24 protein-coding genes are annotated in these 23,992 nt (G+C 68.7%); 12 read left to right on the forward strand and 12 right to left on the reverse strand.

What is annotated here, in order from left to right; genetic code table 11:
* Positions 1-96: 96 nt before the first annotated feature.
* The gene (locus GGQ93_RS04005) at positions 97-435 is read right to left on the reverse strand and encodes a hypothetical protein (RefSeq protein ID WP_054764012.1); all 339 of its coding nucleotides are present in this window, start codon (positions 433-435) and stop codon (positions 97-99) included.
* 212 nt (positions 436-647) lie between these two features.
* Here GGQ93_RS04005 and GGQ93_RS04010 point away from each other — a divergent pair, with 212 nt between their 5' ends.
* Entirely contained in the window at positions 648-1,928 is a 1,281-nt protein-coding gene (locus tag GGQ93_RS04010; protein ID WP_054766734.1) for a polyhydroxyalkanoate depolymerase, read from the forward strand.
* Complete coding sequence (locus GGQ93_RS04015) at positions 1,894-2,622, forward strand: M48 family metallopeptidase (protein WP_183215197.1); 729 nt, start codon at positions 1,894-1,896, stop codon at positions 2,620-2,622. Before GGQ93_RS04010 ends, GGQ93_RS04015 begins: the two co-directional genes overlap by 35 nt.
* A 188-nt stretch (positions 2,623-2,810) precedes the next feature.
* On the opposite strand, the gene GGQ93_RS04020 is transcribed toward GGQ93_RS04015, so the two are convergent.
* The 3 genes from GGQ93_RS04020 to GGQ93_RS04030 form a co-directional block, all read right to left on the reverse strand.
* Positions 2,811-4,907: a transglycosylase domain-containing protein gene (locus tag GGQ93_RS04020; RefSeq protein ID WP_183215198.1), complete on the reverse strand. Its 2,097-nt coding sequence runs from the start codon at positions 4,905-4,907 to the stop codon at positions 2,811-2,813.
* A 106-nt stretch (positions 4,908-5,013) separates the two neighbouring features.
* Positions 5,014-5,637, reverse strand: coding sequence for a class I SAM-dependent methyltransferase (locus GGQ93_RS04025; protein ID WP_183215199.1), 624 nt, complete (start codon positions 5,635-5,637; stop codon positions 5,014-5,016).
* Positions 5,634-6,605, reverse strand: a complete 972-nt coding sequence (locus GGQ93_RS04030) for an alpha/beta fold hydrolase (protein WP_183215200.1) — start codon at positions 6,603-6,605, stop codon at positions 5,634-5,636. Before GGQ93_RS04030 ends, GGQ93_RS04025 begins: the two co-directional genes overlap by 4 nt.
* Before the next feature lie 109 nt (positions 6,606-6,714).
* On the opposite strand from GGQ93_RS04030, the gene GGQ93_RS04035 reads away from it, so the two are divergent.
* Entirely contained in the window at positions 6,715-7,845 is a 1,131-nt protein-coding gene (locus GGQ93_RS04035; RefSeq protein ID WP_183215201.1) for a Rieske 2Fe-2S domain-containing protein, read from the forward strand.
* Between the two features lie 168 nt (positions 7,846-8,013).
* On the opposite strand, the gene GGQ93_RS04040 is transcribed toward GGQ93_RS04035, so the two are convergent.
* Positions 8,014-9,030: an adenosine kinase gene (locus tag GGQ93_RS04040; RefSeq protein WP_183215203.1), complete on the reverse strand. Its 1,017-nt coding sequence runs from the start codon at positions 9,028-9,030 to the stop codon at positions 8,014-8,016.
* A gap of 92 nt (positions 9,031-9,122) precedes the next feature.
* Between GGQ93_RS04040 and GGQ93_RS04045 the strand changes: the two genes are divergently transcribed.
* The gene (locus GGQ93_RS04045) at positions 9,123-9,989 is read left to right on the forward strand and encodes an ATP-grasp domain-containing protein (protein ID WP_183215205.1); all 867 of its coding nucleotides are present in this window, start codon (positions 9,123-9,125) and stop codon (positions 9,987-9,989) included.
* On the opposite strand, the gene GGQ93_RS04050 is transcribed toward GGQ93_RS04045, so the two are convergent.
* Positions 9,986-11,464, reverse strand: a complete 1,479-nt coding sequence (locus GGQ93_RS04050; RefSeq protein WP_054764019.1) for a methyl-accepting chemotaxis protein — start codon at positions 11,462-11,464, stop codon at positions 9,986-9,988. The genes GGQ93_RS04045 and GGQ93_RS04050 overlap by 4 nt on opposite strands.
* A gap of 155 nt (positions 11,465-11,619) precedes the next feature.
* On the opposite strand from GGQ93_RS04050, the gene GGQ93_RS04055 reads away from it, so the two are divergent.
* On the forward strand, positions 11,620-12,099 hold the full coding sequence (locus tag GGQ93_RS04055) for a MarR family winged helix-turn-helix transcriptional regulator (protein WP_183215208.1): 480 nt from the start codon (positions 11,620-11,622) through the stop codon (positions 12,097-12,099).
* A gap of 6 nt (positions 12,100-12,105) precedes the next feature.
* Here GGQ93_RS04055 and nth read toward each other — a convergent pair whose 3' ends face one another.
* A complete protein-coding gene (gene nth / locus GGQ93_RS04060; protein ID WP_183215209.1) occupies positions 12,106-12,864 on the reverse strand; it encodes an endonuclease III in 759 nt (252 codons plus the stop codon).
* Positions 12,861-14,177, reverse strand: coding sequence for a flavin monoamine oxidase family protein (locus tag GGQ93_RS04065; RefSeq protein ID WP_183215210.1), 1,317 nt, complete (start codon positions 14,175-14,177; stop codon positions 12,861-12,863). Before GGQ93_RS04065 ends, nth begins: the two co-directional genes overlap by 4 nt.
* A gap of 123 nt (positions 14,178-14,300) precedes the next feature.
* Between GGQ93_RS04065 and GGQ93_RS04070 the strand changes: the two genes are divergently transcribed.
* Genes GGQ93_RS04070 through GGQ93_RS04090 form a run of 5 tightly spaced genes read left to right on the forward strand, consistent with a single transcriptional unit; the run spans position 14,301 to position 18,881 of the window.
* Entirely contained in the window at positions 14,301-15,380 is a 1,080-nt protein-coding gene (locus GGQ93_RS04070; RefSeq protein WP_182714687.1) for an HlyD family secretion protein, read from the forward strand.
* The gene (locus tag GGQ93_RS04075; RefSeq protein ID WP_183215211.1) at positions 15,377-16,987 is read left to right on the forward strand and encodes a DHA2 family efflux MFS transporter permease subunit; all 1,611 of its coding nucleotides are present in this window, start codon (positions 15,377-15,379) and stop codon (positions 16,985-16,987) included. The genes GGQ93_RS04070 and GGQ93_RS04075 overlap by 4 nt, the downstream gene beginning before the upstream one ends.
* The gene (locus tag GGQ93_RS04080) at positions 16,987-17,601 is read left to right on the forward strand and encodes a TetR/AcrR family transcriptional regulator (RefSeq protein ID WP_183215212.1); all 615 of its coding nucleotides are present in this window, start codon (positions 16,987-16,989) and stop codon (positions 17,599-17,601) included. The genes GGQ93_RS04075 and GGQ93_RS04080 overlap by 1 nt, the downstream gene beginning before the upstream one ends.
* A 24-nt stretch (positions 17,602-17,625) precedes the next feature.
* Positions 17,626-18,411 (forward strand): creatininase family protein, encoded by a 786-nt coding sequence (locus GGQ93_RS04085; RefSeq protein WP_183215213.1) that lies wholly within the window; start codon positions 17,626-17,628, stop codon positions 18,409-18,411.
* 38 nt (positions 18,412-18,449) lie between these two features.
* Positions 18,450-18,881 (forward strand): phasin, encoded by a 432-nt coding sequence (locus GGQ93_RS04090; protein WP_224764409.1) that lies wholly within the window; start codon positions 18,450-18,452, stop codon positions 18,879-18,881.
* A 795-nt stretch (positions 18,882-19,676) separates the two neighbouring features.
* On the opposite strand, the gene GGQ93_RS04095 is transcribed toward GGQ93_RS04090, so the two are convergent.
* From GGQ93_RS04095 to ftsY, 4 genes are all read right to left on the reverse strand, one after another.
* Complete coding sequence (locus GGQ93_RS04095) at positions 19,677-19,952, reverse strand: YdeI/OmpD-associated family protein (protein WP_183215214.1); 276 nt, start codon at positions 19,950-19,952, stop codon at positions 19,677-19,679.
* Between the two features lie 58 nt (positions 19,953-20,010).
* Positions 20,011-20,625, reverse strand: coding sequence for a MarR family winged helix-turn-helix transcriptional regulator (locus GGQ93_RS04100; RefSeq protein ID WP_183215216.1), 615 nt, complete (start codon positions 20,623-20,625; stop codon positions 20,011-20,013).
* A 117-nt stretch (positions 20,626-20,742) separates the two neighbouring features.
* Positions 20,743-21,393, reverse strand: a complete 651-nt coding sequence (locus GGQ93_RS04105; RefSeq protein ID WP_182715135.1) for an inner membrane-spanning protein YciB — start codon at positions 21,391-21,393, stop codon at positions 20,743-20,745.
* Position 21,394: 1 nt separating this feature from the next.
* Positions 21,395-22,330 (reverse strand): signal recognition particle-docking protein FtsY, encoded by a 936-nt coding sequence (gene ftsY, locus GGQ93_RS04110; RefSeq protein WP_152948961.1) that lies wholly within the window; start codon positions 22,328-22,330, stop codon positions 21,395-21,397.
* Positions 22,331-22,794: 464 nt separating this feature from the next.
* Here ftsY and GGQ93_RS04115 point away from each other — a divergent pair, with 464 nt between their 5' ends.
* Positions 22,795-23,007 (forward strand): ParD-like family protein, encoded by a 213-nt coding sequence (locus GGQ93_RS04115; RefSeq protein WP_183215217.1) that lies wholly within the window; start codon positions 22,795-22,797, stop codon positions 23,005-23,007.
* Positions 23,004-23,765, forward strand: coding sequence for a type I methionyl aminopeptidase (map, locus tag GGQ93_RS04120; RefSeq protein WP_183215218.1), 762 nt, complete (start codon positions 23,004-23,006; stop codon positions 23,763-23,765). Before GGQ93_RS04115 ends, map begins: the two co-directional genes overlap by 4 nt.
* Positions 23,766-23,992 lie beyond the last annotated feature (227 nt).

Raw genomic sequence — 23,992 nt, forward strand, 5'->3', positions numbered from 1 at the left:
CCCGGATCGGGACGAAAGACGTCCCTTGCCGTCGGTCTCCTGCAAACGCAGCGCCGCCACGAACGTTCAGCCGCGCCCCAAGCCGACATTTCGGCCTCAGTTCAGGTTCGGCGTCTTGCGCCGACACCGCTGCAGGGCGGCGCGGGCGGCGGGGGCGTCGGCGCTGAGCTGGCGCACCGCCTCGATACGGGCGCGGGTCTGATCCGCCTCGGCGGCGCGGGCGGGCTTGCCGGCCGCCGTCGCCGCCTGCATGGCCGCCAGCGACCAGAAAAGGGCCGCGTCATAGAGGCTGCGGCCCTCGGCGCTTTCTCCGCCCTCCAGCTCGGACGCCGCCTGGGTCAGGCCGGCGCAACGCACCGATTCCTCATAGGAGACCAGACCCGCAGCGGGCGCCTGTTGCAGCATCAGGCCGGCGATGGTCAGCGAGACCCACATCGAATGCTCCAAGACCTTTCCGATAGACGGTTCCGAAGGGACGGCCCCGAACGTCGGCCCTATCAGATCATGTTCATGCGGCGGCGAGAAGGTCGAACTGCGCCCCATTTACACCCGTTTGCGATTAACTGACGCGAAGGGCGAAACCCTGTATGCTGCCGTGCAGCAAGAGGCCCGCCGACGCCGGTCGCGGCGCGGCCCAACGGATGGTCATGCTCTACGCCCTTCATGAACTCGCCTATCAGTCGGCCCTGCCCTGGCGCTTCGGCGCCCAGATGGCGCGCCGGTTCTGGAGCTCGCCGTTGAATCCGGCGGCGGACACGGCCCTGGCCCGCACCGCCTACGCCTCGGCCGAACTGTTCGAGAGCGTCACCCGCCGCTACGGCAAGCCCGACTGGCGGCTGGAGACACTCGAGATCGGCGGCAAGCCGGTCCGCACGGTCGAACAGGTCATCTGGCAGAGCCCCTGGTGCCGCCTGGTCCGCTTCGCCCGCAACATCGGCGATCTGAAGCGCGCCAAAAAACCCGCGTCCGGTCCCGCCGTCCTGATCGTCGCCCCCCTGTCCGGCCATTACGCCACCCTGCTGCGCGGCACGGTCGAGGCCTTCCTTCAGGACCACGACGTCTATGTGACCGACTGGATCAACGCCCGCCAGGTTCCGGTGCTGGAGGGGCGGTTCGACTTCTTCGACTATATCGACCATGTCCGGCGGATGCTGGCCGAGATCGGCGGCCGGCCCCACGTCGTCGGGGTCTGCCAGCCCGGCCCGCCCGTCATGGCGGCCTGTGCGATCATGGCCGAGGACGGCGACGAGAACCGCCCCGCCTCCATGACCTTCATGGGTTCGCCCATCGACGCCCGCCTGTCGCCGACCGTGACCAACCAGCTGGCGGAGGAGAAGCCCTTCACCTGGTTCAAGTCGAACATGATCCACACCGTGCCCCTGCCCTATCCGGGGTTCGGACGGCGGGTCTATCCGGGCTTCGTCCAGCTCTACAGCTTCATGTCGATGAACCAGGAGCGTCACCGCGACGCCCACTGGGACTATTTCACCAGCCTGATCGCCGGCGACGGCGACGGGGTGGAGAAGCACGAGGAATTCTACGACGAATATCTGTCGGTCCTGGACCTGACCGAGGAGTTCTACCTCCAGACCATCGACATCGTCTTCCAGCAGCATCTGCTGGCGCGCGGCCTGTTGGAGCATCGCGGCCGCAGGGTCGATCTGAGCAAGATCGCCGACATCGGCCTGATGACGGTCGAGGGGGAGAAGGACGACATTTCCGGCGTCGGCCAGACCCAGGCGGCGCACGGCCTGTGCCCGAACATCCCCGAGGATCAGAGGGTGCTGTACGTCCAGCCCGGCGTGGGCCATTACGGGGTCTTCAACGGTCGTCGTTTCCGCGAGGAGATCTATCCCCGCGTTCGCGACTTCATCGCCCGGAACGAGGCCCGACTTGGCGTATCGCAACGGTCAGCGGCTGCCGCTTGACGAAGACCGGCCCGAACCCGGTTCGGGTCCGACGCTGAGACTGTCGGTCAATCCGCGCGCGCGGCGGCTGTCGGTGCGGATCGACGCCCGGGCCGGCGAGGCGGTGGTGATCGCCCCGACCGAGCGCGGCCTGGTCCAGGCCGTGGCCTTCGCCCGTTCGAAAAGCGTCTGGATCGCCGAACGCCTGGCCGTGCGCCCCCGGAGCCGGCCGTTGCAGCCGGGCCAGGTCATCGCCCTGCGCGGCCGGCCCGTGCGGCTGGAGGCGACGCCCGGCGCCGGCGCGGCGCGGCTGGTCGAGGAGGGAACCGTCATCCGCTCGGGCGGCGAGGGCGAGGCCTATGCCCGCCGGGTCGAGAATCTGCTGAAGCGCGAGGCGCGCGCCACCCTGGTCGAACGCACCGAACACCATCTGCGGACCCTGGGTCAGAAGCCGGTCCAGGTGTCGATCGCCGACACCCGCTCGCGCTGGGGCTCATGCAGCCCGCACAACCGCACCATCCGCTATTCCTGGCGGGTCATCATGGCCCCGCCCCCGGTCATCGACTATCTCGCCGCCCACGAGGTCGCCCACCTGGTCCACGCCGACCACAGCCCGGCCTATTGGTCGGTGGTCGAGCGGCTGGTGGGGGATCACCGGCCCTGGCGCAAATGGCTGAAGGACTACGGCGCGGCGCTTCATGCGGTGGGGCGGTAGGCGGCGTCCCAGACCCTCTCCCGCTTGCGGGAGAGGTGGCCCGACGTTCGCGCAGCGAACCAGGGTAGGAGAGGGGAGTCTTCTTCCAAGAGGCTAGACTTCCCCCATCGTCAGCCGTCTCGCTGTGCTCGACGAGCTGACACTTCCCCCGCAAGCGGGGGAAGGTCTGTGGGGGCTTCCCCGAAGGATCAGAAGAAAAGCGGATCGCTGCGTTTCTCGGCCGGTTGGCGGCCTTCCGGCTGCTGGTCCGGCGGATCGCGCGGCGCCGGCTGGGGGGTGGCAGGGCGGACGGCGGGCTGGGCGGGCTGCGTCGGCTGAACCGGTTGGCCCGGCTCTTCGGCATAGGGATCGCCGGCCGCCGGGTCGGTCGGCTGGATCGGCAGACCGTCCTCGCCGATGCCCGACATCAGGTCGCCGATCGGGTCCGGCGCGACCCAGCCCTCGGGCATGGCGGGGCCGTCGGGGATGCGGGGCGCATTCAGGCGCGGCAGGGCCGCCTCCATGAAGCCCTTCCAGATGGCGGCGGGCGAGGAGCCGCCGGTCACGCCGCGCATGGCGGTGTTGTCGTCCTTGCCCACCCAGACGGCGGTGACGAAGCCGCCGGTGTAGCCGACGAACCAGGCGTCCTTATAGTCGGAGGTGGTGCCGGTCTTGCCCGCCAGGTCGCGCCCGGCGATGGCCGCGCTGCGCCCGGTGCCCGAGGTCATGACCCCGCGCAGCATCTGGTTCATGTAATAGAGGGGCGGATTGTTGATGGCCTGACCGCTCTGGCCGCTTGCGCGCTGATAGATGACGCGGCCCTGTGGCGTGCGGATGCGGCTGATGCCATAGGCCTCGACCCGGCGGCCGCCGTTGGCGAAGGCGTCATAGGCGGTGGCCATCTCCAGCGGCGAGACCTCGACGGCGCCCAGAGCCATGGCCGGCTCCAGACCGATCCGGCTTTCGATGCCCAGGCGCCGCGCGGCCCGGGCGACGCTGTCGCGGCCGATCTGGTCGGCGACGGAGGCCGCCACAGTATTGATTGATTGGGCCACCGCCTGAGACAGGGGCATGGGGCCGGCGAAGGTGTTGGAATAGTTCTTCGGCGACCAGTTGCCGATGGTGACCGGCTGATCGACCACCGGAGTCTGGGGCGTATAGCCGGCCTCGACCGCCGCCAGGTAGACGAAGGGTTTGAAGGCCGAACCCGCCTGACGCCGCGCCTCGACGGCGCGGTTGAACTGGCTGTCGGCATAGGAGCCGCCGCCGATCATGGCCCGCACCCGGCCGTCGCCGTCCAGGGCCACCAGGGCCGCCTGCTGCACCCCCTCGCCCTCGTCGCGGTCCAGAATGCGCCGCACCGAGCGTTCGGCCGCCGTCTGCAGGGTCAGGTCCAGGGTGGTTTCGACCACCAGATCCTCGGTCGGCTCGCCGACCAGGCCGCGGATCGACTGGTCCAGCCAGTCGATGAAATACTGGGCGTGCTGGGTCGCCAGGGTGCGCGACACGATGATGGGCTGGGTCACCGCCTGCTCGCGCTGGGCGGCGGTGATGACCCCGGCCTCCTCCATCTCGTTCAGCACGACGGTGGCGCGGTTGGCGGCCCGCTCGCTCTCTGACACCGGCGAATAGCGCGACGGCGCCTTCAACAGGCCGGCCAGAAGCGCGGCCTCGCCGACCGTCAGATCCTTGGCCGACTTGTCGAAATAGCGTTGCGACGCCGCCTCGATCCCATAGGCGCCGGCGCCGAAATAGACCCGGTTCAGATACAGGGCCAGGATCTCCTTCTTGGAGAATTTCATCTCCAGCCAGACCGCCAGCATCAGTTCCTGCACCTTGCGGCGCAGGTTCTGGTCCGGCGTCAGGAACAGGTTCTTGGCCAGCTGCTGCGTCAGGGTGGAGCCGCCCTGTACCACCCGGCCGGCGCGCATATTGGTGGCCATGGCCCGCATCATGCCGATGGGGTCGAAACCGGGGTGGTGATAGAAGCGCCGGTCCTCGATTGCGATGAAGGCGGCCGGCACATAGTCGGGCAGGGCGTCCAGATCCGCAGGCGGCGCCATCTGGGTGCCGCGCGTCGCGATCAGGGCGCCGTTGCGGTCCAGATAGGTGATCGAGGGCTGGCGATCGACATTATACAGGGTCGAGGTGTCGGGCAGGCCGCGCGCGAACACCGCAAAGAAGACCACCAGGAAGATCAGCCCCCAGACCGCCAGCACCGCGCCCCAGTAGAGCGCCTTCTGCAACGGCGTTCGGGCCGGCCTGTCGCCGCCCTGTTGTCCGCCCCCGAACCCTGGACCCGCCATGACTTTCCTTCAGATGCCGCGCTGAGGCGGATTAGCTCATACCGACGTGTACCGCGTATGAACCGCCGCCGAAACGGCCCCGCTCACTTCACGCCAGCGTGAGCGGCTATTTCGCCGAAAGAATGGCGCGGCGGGCCAGCCAGACGCCGGTCTCGGCCCCGTCGGCTTCCATTGAGAGACCGGCCTCCGCCAGCAGGGCGCGATAGGCGGCGGGATCCAGACTGCCGTGATAGAGGGGTTCGCCACGCCATTCCCCGATCGTTTCGCCATGGGCGGGGCCGCTAGTGAACATCAGCCGACCGCCGGGCCCCACCTGGTTCGCCAGGGCGGGCAGAACCCGCAATTGATCGTCAGGCGTCAGGTGAAAGAGGCTGTGCCAGGCCAGGACGCCGTCGAACATCCCGTCAGGCGGCGGATTCCGCATGTCGGCGATCTCCCAGACGCCGGACGGCAGGGTCTGGCGCGCATGGGCGATGAGGGCCGGCGAGGAATCCCGCCCCACGACCCTGAACCCCCGCGCCAGCAGGGCCGCGCCGATCGGCCAGCCCGAACCGCAGCCGACGTCGAGAAGACGGGCGTTCGACGGCAGGTCGGCGACAAACCGGTCCAGCCATTCGGCCTCGTTTGGACCGTTCGGTCCCGCATAGAGGGACGGGCCGCGGTCGGCGATCCAGCCCTCGGCCCCATCCTGATAGAGGCCGATCACCCGATCCGCCGCCGGATGGCTCATCGCGCCAGAAAGGCGTCCAGCTCGCCGTAGAAGGCCTGGGGCTGGTCGAACATGATGAAGTGGGCGCTGTCGTCGATCCGCTTCAGGGTCACGCCCGGCAGGCCGGCGTAGGACATCTGATAGACGGCGTCGGTGATCTGGGGCGTCATGCGCGGGTCGTTGAACTTGACGTAGACGACCTCGGTCGGGGCCGTGATCTTGGCCAGTTCGGGGCGCAGGTCGGTCGCCACCAGTTCGCGGAAGGCGGCGGCCGAGACCTTCTGATCGCTGGTCCGCATGTCCTCCAGCGCCTCTTCACGGCGGCTTTCGGTATTGATCATGCCGTTGATGGAGGCGGTCGCCTGGGCGACATAGGCCTCGCGCGGGCTGTTGGCCTGGGCGGCCCAGATCTGGTCCGCGACCGGCTTGACGCTGTCGGCCGTGGTTCCGGGCGGTCCGAACATGGCGCCCATGAAGGGGATCATGTCCACCACCATAAGACGGCCGACGCTGTCGGGATGGCGCGCGGCCAGCATCAGGCCGATGGTCCCGCCCATCGAATGGCCGACGACGGCGGGCTTGAACAGGTGGTTCTCGCGGATATAGCGGGCGATTTCGTCGGCGACCGGTGCGGCGACGGGGGTCGGGGCGCCCCCGGTCTGGGCGTTGCCTTCGGCCGGGGCGCCGGCGAAGCCCTGGACATGGATGCGGTGAACGCGCCAGCCGACCCCGTCCTGGGCCGTCAGATGATCCACCGTCCCCTGCCAGATTTCCGGCGAAGAGCTGAGGCCGGGGATCAGGATGATGTCGCGCCCGTCCATGTCGCCGTCGATGCGGACGTGGATGCGGTCGGAGGCGAAGTCCGCATGGTTGTGGCCGTGCGCCGAGCCGTGCTCGGAATGGGTCCCGTGGCTGTTCTGGGCTTCGGCCTGGGCCTGAACCGTGGTGGCGGCGAAAAGGGCCGCAGCGAAACTCAAGGCGCGAAACATGGCGAAACTCCCCTGTGAAGCCATCCTTATGACGTCTTCACTTTGCATTGTAAAGTTCTCTGAGGACTTCGTGAGGACAGACCCCGCGTCCCTCTGTTATGAGGCGCGCATGAAGCCCGCAGACGCCGCTCCCGTCCAGCCCCCTCAAGCCGAAGCCGCCCCGTCCAAGAGCGGCGCCCAGCCGTTCGGCAAGGGATTCGTCGCCGACGCCTGGTATTTCGTCGCCCTGTCGCGCGACGTCGCCCCGGCCGGGCTGAAACGCTATGAGATCATGGGCGAACCCGTCCTGATCGGCCGCACCCGCGCGGGGGCCGTCTATGGGATGCGCGACATCTGCCCCCACCGCGCCGCCCCCCTGTCGGCCGGGAAGCTGGTGGAGAAGCCCGGCGAGGGCGAGACGATCGAATGCCCCTATCACGGCTGGCGCTTCCGGCCCGACGGGGTCTGCGCCGCCATTCCGTCCCTGGTCGAGGATCAGGCGTTCGAGGCGAACCGCATCAAGGTGCGGTCCTATCCGGTGCGCGAGAGCCAAGGCATGGTCTTCGTCTGGATGGCCTCGGACGCCCGCAATCCGTCAGAACCGGACCATGAGCCCCCCGTCTTCCCCGGCGTCGTCGGATCCGGCCCGAAACTGGTCGAATGGATGGAGTTCGACAGCCATATCGACCATGCCGTCGTCGGCCTGATGGACCCGGCCCACGGCCCCTATGTCCACCAGCAATGGTGGTGGCGGTCCGAACATTCGATGCACGAAAAGGCCAAGGCCTTCGCACCCGTAGACTTCGGCTGGGCCATGGTGCGCCATGCCCCCTCGTCCAACAGCCGCCTCTACAAGATCCTGGGCGGCGCCCCGGCGACCGAGATCACCTTCCGCCTGCCCGGCTATCGCTGGGAACATATCCAGGTCGGCGAAAAACAGGTCCTGGCCCTGACCTGCCTGACCCCGATCAGCGACACCAAGACCCGCATCACCCAGATCTTCTGGTCCGACCACTGGGTCTTCGACCTGGCCAAGCCCTTCCTGCGCCTGGGGGTGGTCGCCTTCCTGAAACAGGACGGCGGCATGGTGAACCTGCAGAACGAGGGCCTGCGCTACGACCCCGCCCTGATCTGGATCGACGACGCCGATAAACAGGCCAAATGGTACCAGCAGCTCAAGCGCGAATGGACCAGGAGCCGCGCAGAGGGGCGGGCGTTCGCCAATCCGATCCAGCCCGTGACGCTTCGGTGGAAGAGCTGACACAAAACGACCCTCTCCCGCTTGCGGGAGAGGTGGCCCGGCGTCCGCGCAGCGGACCAGGGTCGGAGAGGGAAGTCTTGCTTAAAGCAAGAAGACTTCCCCCATCGTCAGCCGTCTCGCTCTGCTCGACGAGCTGACACTTCCCCCGCGAGCGGGGGAAGGTCCGGATTACACCCTCAGCCCATGCTCCCCGGCCAGGTCGGCCAGTTTCACCATCGGGCGCGGGCCCCAGTGGGCGATGACTTCGGACGCGGCCAGGGAGCCCAGTTTCCCGGCCTCCTCCAGCGACAGACCGCGCGCCAGACCCAAGAGAAAGCCGGCGGCGTACTGGTCGCCGGCGCCCGTGGTGTCGATCACCTTGGCGACCGGATAGGCGGCGACCGCGACACGGTCCTCGCCCTTGATCACCACCGAGCCCTGCTCGCCGCGCGTCACGGCGGCGATCTCGACGATGGCGGCCAGTTTGGCGGCGGCGGCGTCGAAGTCTTCGGTCTCGAACAGGGCGCCCAGCTCGGCCTCATTGGCCAGGACGATGTCGGCCGACTGTTCGATGAAGCTCAGCAGTTCGGCGCGCCAGCGGGCGACGACGAAGGTGTCCGACAGGGTGATGGCCACCTTGCGGCCGGCCTTGTGCGCGGCGGCGGCGGCGCGTTCGAAGGCGGCGCGCGCCGGGGCCGGGTCGAACAGATAGCCTTCCAGATAGACGATCTGGCTGGCGCCGATCAGGGCCTCGTCGATGTCGTCGGCGTAAAGCTGGTTGGCCGCGCCCAGGAAGGTCGCCATGGTCCGCGCCCCGTCCGACAAGACATTGATCAGGCAGCGGCCGGTGCCGAAACCCTGATCGGCCCCGCCGGTCAGGACCGGGGTGTCGAAATGGACGCCGGCGGCGCGGATGTCGTGGGTGAAGACCTGACCCAGGACGTCGTCGGCCACCTTGCCGATATAGGCAGCCCGGCCGCCGAAGGAGCCGACGCCGGCGACGGTGTTGCCGGCCGATCCGCCAGAGGCCTCGACGCCCGGCGCCATGGCGTCATACAGGGCGGCGCTGCGTTCGGCGTCGACCAGCTGCATGGAGTTGGGGGCCAGGTCCTGGGCCGTCAGAAAGGCGGCGTCGCAGGGGCTGAGCACGTCGACGATGGCGTTGCCGACGGCGCAGACGTCATATTGGGCGGTGTTCTGGGTCATGGGCGCGCCTTAGCGGTTGAAGACCGGCACGTCACCCGAAAACCTATAAGGAAGCCCTTATATGTATCGGCCGGTTGCGATAGGCAGGGCGCATGACCCGGATCGCCGTCCTGACCCCCGACCCCGCCGACAAATCCTACATCGGCCGCTGGCCCGAGGTGTTGGCGCGTCTGAAGGCCACGCTGGAGACGACCGGCGCAGAGATCACGCCCACGCCCTGGAGCGACCATGTCGAGGACGCCTCGGGGCTGGAGGGCCATGACCTGATCCTGCCGGTCATCGCCTGGGGCTATCACCGCGACCACGCCCGCTGGCTGAAGGCCTGCGCGACCTGGGCGACGGCCGGCCTGCCGATCGCCAATCCGGCCTCGGTCCTGGGTTGGAATTCGGACAAGACCTATCTGGCCCGGTTGGCGGACAAGGGCGTGCCCATTCCCCCGACCCGCTGGAGCGAGGCGATCACCCAGGACCAGGTGGACGCCGCCTTCGCCGAAACCGGCGCCCCGACCCTCATCATAAAACCGACGGTGTCCGCTGGCGCCTTCCGCACCCTGCGCCTGACGCCGGGACAGCCCCTGACCGAGGCGCCGGAAGGTCCGGCCATGATCCAGCCCTATCTGAAGTCGATCGAGACCGAGGGAGAGACCTCCCTGCTCTTCTTCGGCGGCCGGTTCAGCCATGCAGTCAACAAGCGGCCGGTCCCCGGCGACTTCCGCATCCAGATCCAGTTCGGCGGCCTCTACACGACCGTGACGCCCGACGCGGCCGCATTCGCCCTGGCCGAACAGGTGCTGGCGGCGGTCGAGGAGCCCCTGCTCTACGCCCGCATCGACCTGGCGCGCGACGACGCCGGCGCCTGGGTGCTGATGGAGGCCGAGCTGATCGAGCCCGACTTCTATCTGGACCATGACTCGGCGAACGGCGCCGGATTCGCCGAAGCGGTTCGAAACCGCCTTTAGAAGGCTTGCCACTCGCCTGCCGCAGCGACCAGACGCGGGCGAGGGCGCAGGGTTTCGGCGGCGAAGGCTTCGATCCGGGCCTGGGCTTGGCGGATCGGCGCGGGAGCCGCCTCGCCTTGCCCCTCGGACAGTCGGAACCGGCCGACCAGTTCGGCCAGGTCGGTCGCCTCGCGGTCGAGGCTCAGGCTGGCGGCCGTCGATTCCTCGACCATCGCAGCATTTTGCTGAGTGACCTGGTCCATGTCGTTGACGGCGTTGTTGACCTCGGCCAGGGCCACGGCCTGTTCCTGGGTCGAGGCGCGGATTTCGGCCATCAGGTGCGTGACGTCGTGGATGCGCGTGGCGATGCCCGAAAGCGCCTCGCCCGATTCCCGCACCAGTTTGACGCCGGACTCGACCTGAGCGCTGGAGGTGGAGATCAAGGCCTTGATCTCGCGGGCCGAGTCGGCGGACCGCTGGGCCAGGGCGCGGACCTCGGAGGCCACGACCGCAAAGCCGCGACCAGCCTCGCCCGCCCGGGCCGCCTCGACCCCGGCATTGAGCGCCAAAAGATTGGTCTGGAAGGCGATCTCGTCGATGACGCCGATGATCTGGCCGATCTGGGCGGAGGAGGCCTCGATCTGCTCCATGGCGGAGACGGCGCGCTGAACCACGGCGCCGCCGGTCTCGGCCTGGGTGCGGGTCTGGCCCACGACCGCATCGGCGGACTGGGCGTTCTCGGCTGTCCGGCGCACGGTGGCGGTGATCTGGTCCAGGGCGGCGGCGGTCTCTTCCAGTCCGGCGGCCTGACGCTCGGTGCGGCGCGACAGGTCTTCGGCGGCGCTGCTGATCTCATTGGCGCCGGACTGCATGGAGGCCGCATTGACGCGAATGACCGCCACCGCCTGATCCAGGGCGGCGATCGCTCGATTGAAGTCTTCGCGCAGAACCGCATAGTCGCCGGGGAAGGCGTCGGTGATCCTGTAGGACAGATCGCCGGCCGCCAGGGCGGACAGGGCGCGCCCGGTCGATTGGACCACCGAGGCCTGAACCTGGGCGGCGAGACGGTCCGCCTCCAGACGCCGCTCGCGCTCGGCCTCGACGGCGGTGATGTCGGTGGCGAACTTGACCACCTTGCACGGCTTTCCGTCGATGTCGAAGATCGGATTGTAGCTGGCCTCGATGACCACGCGCGCGCCGTTCTTGGCGTAGCGGACGAACTTGTCGGCGATGAATTCGCCCGCATTCAGCCGGCGCCACAGGTCGGCGTAGGCGGGCGTATTGGCGTCTTGCGGATCGACGAAGATGCGGTGGTGGGCGCCCTGCACCTCATCCAGGCGGTAGCCCATCACGGATAAGAAGTTCTCGTTCGCCTCCAGGATCGTCCCGTCCAGGGCGAATTCGATGACCGCCTGCGACCGCTTCAGCGCCGCGACCATGCCGGTCAGTTCCTGAAGCTCTTGTTGCTGGCGACGCTTCTGCGCTGTGCCGAACATTCCACACTCCTGTGTCTTCGTCGGAGGGTTATCGGCGAGATTGCCTAATGATTGATTATATCAAATTTGATATTTTTGATTTTTTCAGGTTTTGTGCTTAACAACCGGTGTTTGGGTGCGAACTCGCGCCCCCGCGGCGGCTCGAGGAGGGCGAAATGGCGAAGGCGCAGATTGGTTCCGACGGGTTCCGCGATCTGGAGATCGACGCCCAGCTGTGCCTGGCGCTTCAGACCGGAGCCAGTCTGGTGACGCGCATCTATCGACGTCTGCTCGACCCCCTGGGTCTGACCCACCCCCAGTATCTGATCCTGCTGGCCCTGTGGGAGAGCGGGCGTCCCCTGACCATGGGCGAGATTGGTCGGCGCACGCACATGGAGACCGGCGCCCTGACGCCTCAGGTCAAGCGGATGGAGGCGTCCGGCCTTCTGACCCGGCGACGCGACGCCGAGGACGAGCGTCGGGTCTGGGTCGAGCCCACCGAAGCGGGCTGGTCCCTGCGTGAGAAGGTGCTGGGCGTGCGTTGCCAGGTGGTGGAGCGCCTCCCCTTGTCCGGCGCCCAGATCGCCGAACTGCGCACCATCCTGCAGACGATGAATGCGGATATGGAAGCCGCAGAGGCGGCGAACGCCGCCTGAAGCCCCTCAGGACGCCGCCTCGCCCAGGGCCATAAGCCCCGCCCGCGACGGGCACAGGTCGGCGATGACGCAGGCCAGGCATTTGGGCCGGCGCGCCGTGCAGGTGTAGCGCCCGTGCAGGATCAACCAATGGTGGGCCTTGGGCAGCCACGGCTCCGGCACGACTTGGAACAGCTGGGCCTCCACCTTGTCCGGCGTATTGGCGTTGGCCAGCCCCAGCCGGTGCGAGACGCGGAAGACATGGGTGTCCACGGCGATGGCGGCCTCGATCCCCAGTTCGTTCAGCACCACCGAGGCGGTCTTTCGCCCCACGCCCGGCAGGGCCTGGAGATCGGTTCGGTTCAGCGGAACCTCGCCGCCGTGTTGCTCCAGCACGATCCGGCTCAGGGCGATGACGTTGCGCGCCTTGCCGCGATAGAGGCCGATGGAGGCGATGTAGGGAACCAGTCCCTCCTCCCCGAGAGCCAGCATCTTTTCCGGCGTGTCCGCGACCTGGAACAGCCGGTCGGTGGCCTTGTTGACCGCGACGTCCGTGGTCTGGGCCGACAGGGCGACGGCGACGACCAGGGTGAAGGGGTTGGAGAAGTTCAGCTCGGTCTTCGGCTCGGGCATGACGCCGGACAGCCGTTCGAAGATGGTCTCGACCCGGTCCTCGTCAGGCGGCCAGCGCAGCACGGGAACCGAGGCGCCGGTCATAACCGCCGGGCGTTTCGGGCCGGGCTTAAGCGGCTTGGCGGCTGTTTTTCTGGACTTGGTCGGCGTCATGACTCGCTGTCGCCGTCGTCGCGGCGCGGGTCAAGACCCAGGGTCGCCAACCCTTGGGCTTTCAGGGCCGCGTCCGCCGCCCGCTCGCCCTCCATCCAGGCGCCGTGGGCCGTGCCGTAATAGACCGGCGCCGTCGCCTCGCCCGCCAGGAAGATCCGGTCCTCGACCGCGATCCGCAGCTTCGCCCGGTCCCCCGCATGGCCCGGCAGGGCATGGGAATAGGCGCCGCGCGACCAAGGATCGACGCCCCAGTTCGACACCGCCGCAGCCTCCAGCCGCCGCCTCATGTTGGACCCCAGGGCCGCGACCAGTTCGGACACGGCGAAGTCGACCAGGGCGGCGGGCCCCTGCGCCTCCAGCCCCCAGGCCAGGTCGGCGCCGAAATAGGCTTCTATCATCGGCCGTCCGAACGGTCGCAGATGATAGCCGCCGGTCTCGGCCGTGTCGGTCCGCGTCCACAGCTGGGTGTCGGGCTGGAAATCGCCTGCGCCCCGCACCGTCATATGCACCTTGGACGCCAGGCCCAGGGGCACGCCCGCCGTCGCCTCCAGCCAGGCCGGAACCGGCGGCTCGATCCGCACCGCCTCGGCGGCCATCAGGCTGTTGGGGACCGTCAGGATCACGGCCCGCGCCGTCAGCTCGCCCCGGCTGGTCTCCAGCCGCAAAAGGGGGCCGGAGCGGTCGATGCGCCGCACGGCGCAGTCGCGCACCACGGCGTCCGACACCGCCTCGCCCAGCCGGGCGATCAGCCGGCCATAGCCCTCGCGCACCCGCCAGTTCACCCCGGTGTCGCCATAGGCGTCATAGTCCAGGCTGGACACCTCGGCGAACCGCGCCCCGTTCAGGGCGCCCGAGATGGCGTCCATCCGGGCGTTCCAGCGGCAGTCGGGATCGAAGAAGTCAGAGGCTGGCCGGTCTTCACCCCGCGCCGCCGCTTCGCTTACGCGCTGATCGAAGGCGGCGAAGGCCTCGCCGAACTCGGCCAGGTCGGCGCGCGTGATCTCGTGATCGAAGGCCTGGGTCCGCCACGGCGGCGGGGTCTGGTCCAGGGTCAGGCCCTCGGCCTCCACCCGCCGGGCCAGGACATTGTCGTCGGCCGAGTGCAGCCAGCCGCAGCCCATGTCCAGGCCCTCGCCTTCGACCTGGGCCGTCCAGGCGCGCCCGCCGATCCGGTCGCGCGCCTCCAGCACCAGAACCGACAGGCCGGGCCGCACCAGCCGCCGCGCGGCGGCGATCCCCGCCGCCCCTGCCCCGACGACCGCCACATCGACTTCGGACGGCAGGGGATTCGAAGCTCGGGCGCGGTCGGTCATGAGGCGAGGACATACACGAAAACCAGGCGTGATCGGGCTTCTGGCGATTGGAGATTGATTTTTGGACGGCGACGTCCATTTTAGCGCCGCTTCAAAACGCCGCACCCTCCCCCGGATGTCCCCATGTCGCCTGAACTGAAGAAACGCCTGCCGCTGTTCGCCGCGATCCTCGTTGGCCTCGCCCTGATCGCGGGCGGGATCGTCTGGTGGCTGAACGGCCAGAGGTGGGAGAGCACCGACAACGCCTTCGTCCAGGCCGACACCACCCTGGTCAGCCCCCAGCTGGCCGGCCGGGTGACCGAGGTCCTGGTCGGCGACAACCAGCGGGTCGAGGCCGGTCAGGTCCTGGTCAAGCTGGACGACAGCGACCAGCGCGCCGAACTGATCCGCGCCGAAGCCAATCTTCAGGCGGCCATCGCCGCCGTCGGCAATGTCGACGCCCAGGCCGAGCAGGAGAAGGCGACCGTCGCCGCCCGCGCCGCCGCCGTGGCCCAGGCCCGCGCCCAGGCCGGCCTGGCCCGCGCCGAGGTCGACCGCTACGGCAAGCTGGCCCAGCAGGGCTGGGTCTCGCAGCAGCGGATCCAGACCGAACGCGCCACCGCCGTCACCGCTGACGCCGCCGTGGCCCAGGCCCAGGCCGCCCTGGTCGCCGAACAGCGCACCGCCGGGGTGCTGGGCTCAACCCGCGAACAGAGCGTCGCCGCCGTCGAACAGGCCCGCGCCCAGGTCGAAAAGGCCCGCATCGCTCTGGACCGCACGGTGATCCGCGCCCCCATCGCCGGCGTCGTCGGGGCCCGCAGCGTCCGCCCCGGCCAGTTCGTCAACGCCGGAACCCAGCTGCTGTCGATCGTGCCCCTGACCCGGACCTATATCGTCGCCAACTTCAAGGAGACCCAGCTGGACCGGATGCGGCTGGGCCAAACCGTCGAGATTTCCGCCGACGCCTTCCCCGGCCGCAAGATCGAAGGCCGGATCGACAGCTTCGCCCCCGCCACCGGTTCCGAATTCGCCCTGATCCCGGTCGAGAACGCCACCGGCAACTTCACCAAGATCACCCAGCGCGTACCTGTTCGGATCGTCGTCAGCGGCGCCGACCGGAACCTGGCCCTGCGCCCCGGTCTGTCGGTGGACGTCAAGGTGGATCTGAAGAGCCAGGGCGGCGCGAGCTTCGCCGAGGCCTCTCTGACGGCGCCCCGCCCGTGACCGCCGCCGCCCCCGCCGCCTCAGGCGGGGCCCCGTCCGACGCCAGGGCCCCCGTCGCCGGCCATCCCGAGATCAACTGGACCATGCTGCTGCTGGGCTTCGCCGGCATGGTGGTGGGCCAGTTCATGGCCATCCTCGACATCCAGATCGTCGCCGCCTCCCTGCCCCAGATCCAGGCCGGGGTCGGCGCCTCGGCCGACGAGATCAGCTGGATCCAGACCGCCTATCTGATCCCCGAAGTCGTCATGATCCCCCTGTCCGGCTTCCTGTCACGGCTCTGGGGCACCCAGCGGCTGTTCCTCGCCTCCTGCGCCGGCTTCGTCCTGATGAGCGTGGCCACCGGCCTGTCGACGTCCATCGACATGATGATCCTGTTCCGGGCCATCCAGGGCTTCGTCGGCGGGGCCATGATCCCGACCGTCTTCGCCGTGGCCTTCACCGCCTTTCCGCCGGACAAGCGGGTCACGGCCAGCGTGGTCATGGGCCTGATCGTCACCCTGGCCCCCACCGTCGGCCCGACCCTCGGCGGCCACCTGACCGAGTGGCTCAGCTGGCGCTGGCTGTTCTTCATCAATGTGGGGCCGGGCCTGCTGGTCCTCTTCCTGGTCGGACGGTACGGGAACTTCGACAAGGGCGACCCGTCCCTGGCCAAGGGGTTCGACTGGTGGGGCCTGGGCCTGATGGCCGCCTTCCTGATGTCGATGCAATATGTGCTCGAGGAGGGCGCCAAGAACGACTGGTTCGACGACACCCATATCCTGATGCTGACGGTCGTCGCCGCCGTGGCCGGGCCGATCTTCGTCTGGCGCTCCCTGACCTATCGCCAGCCGATCGTCGAGCTGCGCGCCTTCGGCAACCGCAACTTCCTGGTCGGCTTCGTCATGACCTTCACGGTCGGCTTCGCCCTGTTCGGCGGCACCTTCCTGTTGCCCCTCTTCCTGGGGCGGGTGCGGGAGTATTCGTCGTCGGAAGTGGGCACGACCATGGTCGTCTCGGGTCTTGCGATGTTCGCCACCGCCCCCTTCGCCGGGCGCCTGGTGCGCCGGATGGACGCGCGGATCCTGATGTTCGGCGGCTTCATGCTGTGCGCCTGGGGCATGTGGGAGGCGCGGATCGTCACCGACGACTGGGGCTTCTGGGAGTTCGCCTCGGTCCAGGCTTTCCGCGGGGTCGGCGTCATGCTGGCCATGATCGCCTCACAGCAGGTGACCATGGCCACCCTGCCGCCGCACATGGTCAAGAACGCCTCGGGCCTGGTCAACCTGTCGCGCAATGTCGGCGGCGCCTTCGGCCTGGCGATCCTGAACACCGGCCTGACCACCAATACGGCCATCCATATGGGCGAACTGACCAGCGGCATCGCCCAGGGCGACCAGGCCATGCGCAACATGATGGCCGGCATGGCCCAGCGCTTCGCCGGCACCATCGACCCGGCCGCTTCGGCGATGAAGGCCGTCTATGGCATCCTGCAGAAACAGGCCACGACCATGGCCTTCGGCGACGCCTTCGCCTTGCTGGGCATCATGTGCGCCGGCGCCGCCTTCGTCACCCTGCTGGCCCAGCCGGTCAAGGCCCAACCGGGCGCGCCCCCGTCGGACGCCCACTGATGGCGCGCCGGCGGGGCCAGGTCGACGAGAAGAAGAGCGAGGCCATCCTCGACGCCGCCGCGGCCCTGTTCGCGGACAAGGGTCTGGCCGTGTCGATGGAGGAGATCGCCCGCGTCGCGGGGGTGTCGAAACAAACGGTCTACAACCGGTTCGCCACCAAGCTGGACCTGGCCCGGGCCATGGCCAGCCAGAAGTCCGACGCCATCGTCGCGCCGCTGAAGTCGGCCGCCCCCCCGGCCGAGGTGCTGGAGGCCCTGGCCCGGCTGCTGCTGGACCGGGTCTGCCACCCGGACAAGGTCGGCTCGATGCGCGGCGTCGCCCTGCTGTCGGCCGAGGCGCCCGAACTGGCCCAGGCCGTCTACGAGGCCGGCCCCTTGCGCAGCCTGAACCTGCTGTCGGCCTGGCTGGCGGACCAGACCCGCGCCGGCCGGCTGAACGTGCCCGATCCGGACGAAGCGGCCGAGATGTTCTCGGGCCTGGTCCTGGGCCACGGCCATCTGCGGGCCATGCTGAACGTGCCTCAGATCGACGAGGCCCGCCGCGACCGCCGCGCCCGCGAGGCCGCCCGCCTCTTCGTCACGGCCTATGCGCCCCCTTCAGATCGCGCTAGTTGAGACGGGTCGCGTAAAGGAGTTCCCATGCTGATCCACCTGTCGTCCTGGCCCGAGATCGACGCCCGCATCGCCTCTGACCAGCCCCTGTCCAAGACGATCGTGGTTCCCATCGGCTCCAATGAGCAACACGGCCCGACGGGCCTTCTGGGCACCGACTGGCTGTGTCCCGAGATCATCGCCCATGAGGCCGAGCGCGCCGACGCCGCCCTGACGGTGGCCCCGACCTTCAACATCGGCATGGCCCAGCATCACCTGGCCTTCGCCGGGACCATCTCCCTGCGGCCTTCCACCTTCATGGCCGCCATCACCGACTGGGTCTCGTCGCTGAGCCGGCACGGGTTCGAGCGGATCTATTTCCTGAACGGCCACGGCGGGAACGTCGCCACCATCGAGGCGACCTTCTCGGAAATCTACGCCGAATGGAGCTTCGTCGAGGACGAACCCCCGTTTGTTCTGAAGCTGAAGAACTGGTGGGACCTGCCGGGCGTCCAGGCCCTGTGCAACCAGATCTTCCCGACCGGCCACGGCATGCACGCGACCCCGTCCGAGATCGCCGTGACCCAGGCCGCCTATCCCGACCGGATCAAGACGGCCGACTACAGCCCCCAGATCGCGCCCAGCGGCCCGATCCGCGACGCCCTGGATTATCGCGCCCGCTTCCCCGACGGCCGCATCGGCTCCGACCCGGCCCAGGCCAGCCCCGAAAAGGGCCGCCGCATCATTGATCTGGCGGTCCCCGCCCTGCTGTCCGACGTCGCGGCCTTCGCCGCCGAGACTCGGCCCCAAGCCTTGTCGGGAGCCGGGTTCTGAGCCGCAGGGCCCGCGTCCCCGCCGCCGTCGCGCCGGCGGTGCTGGGCGCCGAACTGCTGAACGCCTCGGCCCAGGTGATCGCCGCCCGCACCGGGCGAATGGTTCAGGGGCTGACCGATCCGGCCGGACAGGATCTGGCCGAGCTGTCGCTGATGACGACCGAGAAGACCGAGGCCCTGGCCGCCGCCGCCGCCGCCCTGTCGGTTCGCGCGGGCGCCGTCGGCGAACGCCTGGGCCAGGCGGCCCTGGACGAGGGGGCGCGGGCGATGCAGGCCGCGACCGAGATCGCCTGCGCCCTGACCCCCGCCGCGGCCGCCCAGGCCCAGTTCCGCTACGCCCTGGGCTGGTGGAGCCGCGCCGCCGGCCAGACCCTGACCCTGAGCGCCGAACTGACCCAGGCCCAGACCGCCGCCCTGACCCCCATCCACAAGACCGCCGTCGCCAACGCCAAACGGCTGAGGAAGCGCTGAAGCGGACGACTGTCTCCCCCCGCTCTTGCGGGGAGGGGGACCGCGCGCAGCGGGGTGAAGGGGCTCTCACCGCCCCCCCTGCTCCGTCATCCTCGGGCTTGACCCGAGGACCGGGCGCCGATCGGGCGCTGCGCCAGGATCATCGCACCAGCGGCGGACCGCTCGATTCTCGGGCCAAGCCCGAGGATGACGGCTTGGGGTCCAAAGGCGGACATTGCGAAGGACTGTTTGGGGTGGAAAGTGGACCCAAAGTCGCTCACGCTCGCAGGGTGCTTAAAGGGACGATTATGTTCAGACCTATCCGGTTTCTCATCGCGTCCAACAAGGCCGCGTTAGTCGGCCTGTCGCTCACACTCGCTATTGGAGTGGCGATCAGCCTGCTTTTGGTTTCCGTCCCGGAAGAGGGAACATCAACAGGCCGAGTGACGTCATTGGGTTTGACTGAGGGCAAGACGGGTTCGCGTCCACTCGCCGTTGTCAGTGTGGACGGTGAAACTGCGCAGGTCCGAGTTCCGCGACACGTTGAGTGCCGCGTGGGACAGCGGGTCGCACTGGTTCGACAGCGAAGCCTATCAGGTCCGCGCTATGGCGTTGCAATACAACCTCGCCCTTGCTTCGACTAAGGTCCGCTAAGGGTCGATTTGCGAAATCAACGTCTGACCTCACAACGGACGCTGCCGCGCTCTCCTGTCTCCTCCCCGCTTGCGGGGAGGGGGACCGCGAAGCGGTGGAGGGGTTCTGGACGCCGCAGAGGCCGGCCTTGCGATTTGGACGGGAGGCGGACCCGAAGGCCGCCTAAGCCGCGCCCGTCCCCTCCTCGCGATGAGGGCACCCCGGCCAGCAGCAGGGGCGGCGCTTGCCGTCGCTCAGGTTCTCGCGGCCCCAGTCGATCCGCTTCAGCCGGGTCTCGGTCTTCTTCGCCGACTCGACCCAGCAAATCCATTCGTTGCGGGCCAGGGGCGTGATCGACATCCAGGTGGCGCAGGCGGCGACGTCACGGCTCACCGCCTCCGCCAGATCGGCGGGCAGGTCATGAACCACGCCTCCGGGCAGGTCTGTCGGATCAGCCATGCCGGGAGGGTCTCAGCCCCTGGCGTGCGACGCAAGCCGTTTCGCCGCCTCCCCGCCGTCAGGCGACCTCGACCACCTTCAGCCTGGGCTTCTTGGCCTTGCCGGGCTTGGCCGGGCGGACCGCCTTCTTGGCGGCCTTTTCGGCCTTCTTGGCTTCCTTCTCGGCCAGTTTCGCGGCCTTCTTGGCGGCCTTGGCCTCAGCCTTGGCGGCGTCGGGGGCGGCGTCGGCGGCGGCGGCCAGTTCGGCCAGTTGCGCCAGGAAGGCGTCGCGCTGGCCCTTGGGCAGCAGGGCCATGATCCGTTTGTCGGCGGTCTCGACCAGGGGGCGGGCGGCCTCCAGTCGGGCGGCGCCCTCCGGCGACAGACGAACCGCCTTGGCGCGGGCGTCCAGGGTCGAGCGTTCGCGCTCCAGGAGGCCCTTGGCGGTCATCCGGGTGACCAGATCCGCCAGGGTCGAACGGTCGATGCCGGTCATCCGCACCAGTTCGGTCTGGGTCAGGCCGGCCTTCAGCGAGGCGGCCTCAAGCACGGCGAACTGGCGCTGGGTCAGGCCGTCGGGGCCCATTTCCTCGGAATAGATGTCCAGCGCCAGCTGCAGCGCCCGGTGCATCAGATGGCTGGGCGAGGTTCCCAGCGGCCCGACCTTCCGCGCCGCCTTGCCAGACTTGACCATATCGACCGTCCCCCGAGTGTCTTTCGTCCGCATGCGTATCAGCGGGGCTTTACGATTTGACGCGAGAAGTATGTCGGTTACGCGACATTTTGTCTGTGAGCTCCCGTCATTCAGCCATCAGAGGCCCGTGTCCGGCGAGATCGGACCCGGCTCTTCGTCCTTGATCATATTCTTCATGATCAGCGGCACCTGGGACAGGCCGAACAGGGAGGCGGCGATCCACAGAACGCCCCGGAAACTGGTCCAGACGTCGTTGGGATTGGGCGTCTCACGCCCCAGAGCATGCCAGACGGCCGTGACGGCCTCAGGGCTGCGGAACACCTCGTTCAACAGGGCGACGGCCAGGAAATAGAGGCCGTAGCGCAGGGTCAAGGTGCGCCAGGCGGCGTCATTGACCCGGAGGGCCGAGCCCAGCAGGGCCTTGAACGGATATTTCTTCAGCGGGATGGAGCCCAGCAGCACCACGGCCAGAAGCCCGTTCTGAACCGTCAGCTTCAGCTTCACATAGAGGTCGTCGTGGGTGAACAGGGTCAGCATGCCGAACACCAGGGCGAACAGGCCGGTGATCAGCGGCAGGGGCGCGAAGCGCCGCTCCACCGCATAGCCGACGACCAGGGCCAGGGCCGAGGCGCCGACCAGGACCCAGGTCGCGAAGATCATGTCGCGGGTGGTGAAATAGCTGATCATAAAGGCGGCGAGCGCCCCGAAATCGACCAGCTGGCGGATCCACTGGCGGTTCTTGGGCTCGGGGGCGGGGGCGTCGGTCATCTCAGTCCTCCAGCCCCACCAGGGAGCGCGAAAAGGCGCGGGCGTCGAAGGGTTGCAGATCCTCCACCCCCTCGCCCACGCCGATCAGCATCAGGGGGGCGTCGGACGCCTGGGCCACGGGCACCAGCACCCCGCCCCGCGCCGTGCCGTCCAGCTTGGTCATCACCACCCCGGTGACGAAGGCGGTGCGGCCGAATATCTGTTCCTGGGCCAGGGCGTTGCGGCCCACGGTGGCGTCCAGCACCAGAAGGGTGTCATGCGGGGCGTCCGGATCGACCTTCTTCAGCACCCGCACGATCTTCAGCAGTTCGTCCATCAGGGCCGACTTGTTCTGCAGCCGCCCGGCCGTGTCGATCAGGACCACGTCGAACCCCTCGGCCCGCGCCCGGGTATAGGCGTCAAAGGCCAGGCCCGCCGCATCGGCCCCGTCGCGGCGGCTCTCGAAATGGGCGCCGGCCCGTTCTGCCCAGACCTTCAGCTGTTCGCGGGCCGCGGCGCGGAAGGTGTCGCCGGCGACGATCATCACCTTGGCGCCCTTGGCCGTCAGATCGGCGGCGATCTTGCCCAGGGTCGTCGTCTTGCCCGAGCCGTTCACCCCGACGAACAGGACCACATAGGGTTTGGGGCCGGACAGGGGATCGAAGGTCGCCTGACGCGGCGCCAGTTCGGCGGCGACCGCCTCGGCCAGGGCCTCCTTGACCTCGCGTTCGGGGGCGTCCTTGCCGAACTTCAGGGAACGGAACCGCTCGACGATGCGGGCGGCGGCGGCGGGGCCCAGGTCGCTTTCCAGCAGATGCTCTTCCAGCTGCTCCAGCGAAGCCTCGGACAGGGGCTCCTTGACGAAGGCGGAGACGACCTGGTCGGTCATCTGTTTGGAGGAGCGGGAGAGCCCTTGCGACAGGCGCTGGAACCAGCCCTTTTTCGGCGTATCGGTCATGACAGGGCTTTAGCTCCCGCAAGCCCCGGCGTCACCCGCATTCGCGACGTCGGACGATCCGCCGCCTTGCCGCAGGGGCGGGCGTCGGAAAAGCAGTGTCCGAACTGTCCGATGTGTCCGGTCGGGCGGATCGCCCCTCTCCCGCCGGCGGGAGAGACAGGCCGGCGTTCGGGGAGCCGAACCGGGGGCGGAGAGGGCAGGCGCGGGAAGGTCGGCGACGCGGCCTCGGCGCGCGAAAAACAGTGTCCGATGTGTCCGATGTGTCCGATTGCATCTCCCCTCCGTCGCTATTCCCATTATGCGCCGGTGGGGCGGGGCGAACGGTCGATTGGCTCCAGCAGCTGCAACCGGTTGATATTGCAGAGGCGACGTCGCATCGGACCTGGGGATCTCCCGCGCCGGCTTGCGCCGCGCCGAGAGGGAGAGATATACGAAACATATTCGAATCATATCAGGGCCATCCCATGGGCATCGTCAATATCGAGGATGATCTGCACGAACAGCTGCGGCGGGCCAGCAAGGCCTCCTATCGGTCGATCAACGCCCAGGCCGCCTTCTGGATCAGGCTGGGCATGTTGTGCGAAACCCATCCGGGGATGAGCTTTCAGGAACTGATGGCGCGCGAGCTGCGGGCGGCGGGCGTGCAGACGCCGGACCTGACGGATGCGGCGGCGTGACCAAGACCCCGGCCGAGATCGCCCTGATGGCCGAGGCGGGGCGGCGGCTGGCCCAGGTCTTCACCCATCTGGACGGCCTGCCCCTGGAGGGGATGAGCACCCTGGAGATCAACGACCGGGTCGAGGCCTTCATCGTCGATGAGCTGAAGGCGCGACCGGCCAGCAAGGGTCAGTACGGCTACGGCTTCGTGCTGAACAGTTCGCGAAACGCCGTGGTCTGCCACGGCGTGCCCTCGGCGGACGAGGTGCTGAAGGACGGGGACATCGTCAATCTGGACATAACGCTTGAGAAGGACGGCTTCATCGCCGATTCGTCTAAGACCTATCTGATCGGCTCGGTCGGGCCCCAGGCGCGCAGGCTGGTGCGCACCACCTATGAGGCCCTGTGGAAGGGGATCAGGGCCGTGCGGCCCGGCGCCCGGCTGGGCGACATCGGCTTCGCCATCGAACGCCACGCCAAGACGGCCGGCTATTCGGTCGTGCGCGACTACTGCGGCCACGGCATCGGGCGCGAGATGCATGAAGAGCCCCAGGTGCTGCATTTCGGCCGGGCCGGGACCGGCCTGACCCTGAAGGAAGGCATGGTCTTCACCATAGAGCCGATGCTGAACCAGGGCGTGCGCACCGTTCGGACCGAGGACGACGGCTGGACGGTGACGACGGCCGACGGCAAGCTGTCGGCCCAGTTCGAACATACGGTGGCGGTGACGGCGGACGGGGTGCGGGTGCTGACCCTGAGGCCGGACGAGGCGCGGTGAAGCCGTCTGAAATCCTCCCCCTCTGGGGGGAGGTGGATCGACGCGAAGCGGCGAGACGGAGGGGGCGTGAAGCGTCTGGCAGCGGTGCGGCGTTGCCCCCTCCACCGCCTACGGCGGTCCCCCTCCCCCAAGGGGGGGGGGGGGGGGGGGGGGGGGGGGGGGGGGCCCCCCCCCCCCCCCCCCCGGCCGGCAATCCCCCCCAGATGGTGGCCGCCGGGGCGGGCGGG

The organism is Brevundimonas aurantiaca (assembly GCF_014199955.1).
Taxonomy (GTDB): domain Bacteria; phylum Pseudomonadota; class Alphaproteobacteria; order Caulobacterales; family Caulobacteraceae; genus Brevundimonas; species Brevundimonas aurantiaca.

Coding starts and splice junctions, on each gene's coding strand:
- GGQ93_RS04080 (WP_183215212.1), top strand. CDS start 16,987: ATGGCGCGCCGGCGGGGCCAGGTCGACGAGAAGAAGAGCGAGGCCATC.
- GGQ93_RS04050 (WP_054764019.1), bottom strand. CDS start 11,464: ATGTTCGGCACAGCGCAGAAGCGTCGCCAGCAACAAGAGCTTCAGGAA.
- GGQ93_RS04085 (WP_183215213.1), top strand. CDS start 17,626: ATGCTGATCCACCTGTCGTCCTGGCCCGAGATCGACGCCCGCATCGCC.
- GGQ93_RS04030 (WP_183215200.1), bottom strand. CDS start 6,605: ATGTTTCGCGCCTTGAGTTTCGCTGCGGCCCTTTTCGCCGCCACCACG.
- GGQ93_RS04010 (WP_054766734.1), top strand. CDS start 648: ATGCTCTACGCCCTTCATGAACTCGCCTATCAGTCGGCCCTGCCCTGG.
- GGQ93_RS04070 (WP_182714687.1), top strand. CDS start 14,301: ATGTCGCCTGAACTGAAGAAACGCCTGCCGCTGTTCGCCGCGATCCTC.
- GGQ93_RS04040 (WP_183215203.1), bottom strand. CDS start 9,030: ATGACCCAGAACACCGCCCAATATGACGTCTGCGCCGTCGGCAACGCC.
- nth (WP_183215209.1), bottom strand. CDS start 12,864: ATGACGCCGACCAAGTCCAGAAAAACAGCCGCCAAGCCGCTTAAGCCC.
- GGQ93_RS04020 (WP_183215198.1), bottom strand. CDS start 4,907: ATGGCGGGTCCAGGGTTCGGGGGCGGACAACAGGGCGGCGACAGGCCG.
- GGQ93_RS04035 (WP_183215201.1), top strand. CDS start 6,715: ATGAAGCCCGCAGACGCCGCTCCCGTCCAGCCCCCTCAAGCCGAAGCC.
- ftsY (WP_152948961.1), bottom strand. CDS start 22,330: ATGACCGATACGCCGAAAAAGGGCTGGTTCCAGCGCCTGTCGCAAGGG.
- GGQ93_RS04095 (WP_183215214.1), bottom strand. CDS start 19,952: ATGGCTGATCCGACAGACCTGCCCGGAGGCGTGGTTCATGACCTGCCC.
- GGQ93_RS04105 (WP_182715135.1), bottom strand. CDS start 21,393: ATGACCGACGCCCCCGCCCCCGAGCCCAAGAACCGCCAGTGGATCCGC.
- GGQ93_RS04065 (WP_183215210.1), bottom strand. CDS start 14,177: ATGACCGACCGCGCCCGAGCTTCGAATCCCCTGCCGTCCGAAGTCGAT.
- GGQ93_RS04005 (WP_054764012.1), bottom strand. CDS start 435: ATGTGGGTCTCGCTGACCATCGCCGGCCTGATGCTGCAACAGGCGCCC.
- GGQ93_RS04115 (WP_183215217.1), top strand. CDS start 22,795: ATGGGCATCGTCAATATCGAGGATGATCTGCACGAACAGCTGCGGCGG.
- GGQ93_RS04025 (WP_183215199.1), bottom strand. CDS start 5,637: ATGAGCCATCCGGCGGCGGATCGGGTGATCGGCCTCTATCAGGATGGG.
- GGQ93_RS04045 (WP_183215205.1), top strand. CDS start 9,123: ATGACCCGGATCGCCGTCCTGACCCCCGACCCCGCCGACAAATCCTAC.
- GGQ93_RS04100 (WP_183215216.1), bottom strand. CDS start 20,625: ATGGTCAAGTCTGGCAAGGCGGCGCGGAAGGTCGGGCCGCTGGGAACC.
- GGQ93_RS04055 (WP_183215208.1), top strand. CDS start 11,620: ATGGCGAAGGCGCAGATTGGTTCCGACGGGTTCCGCGATCTGGAGATC.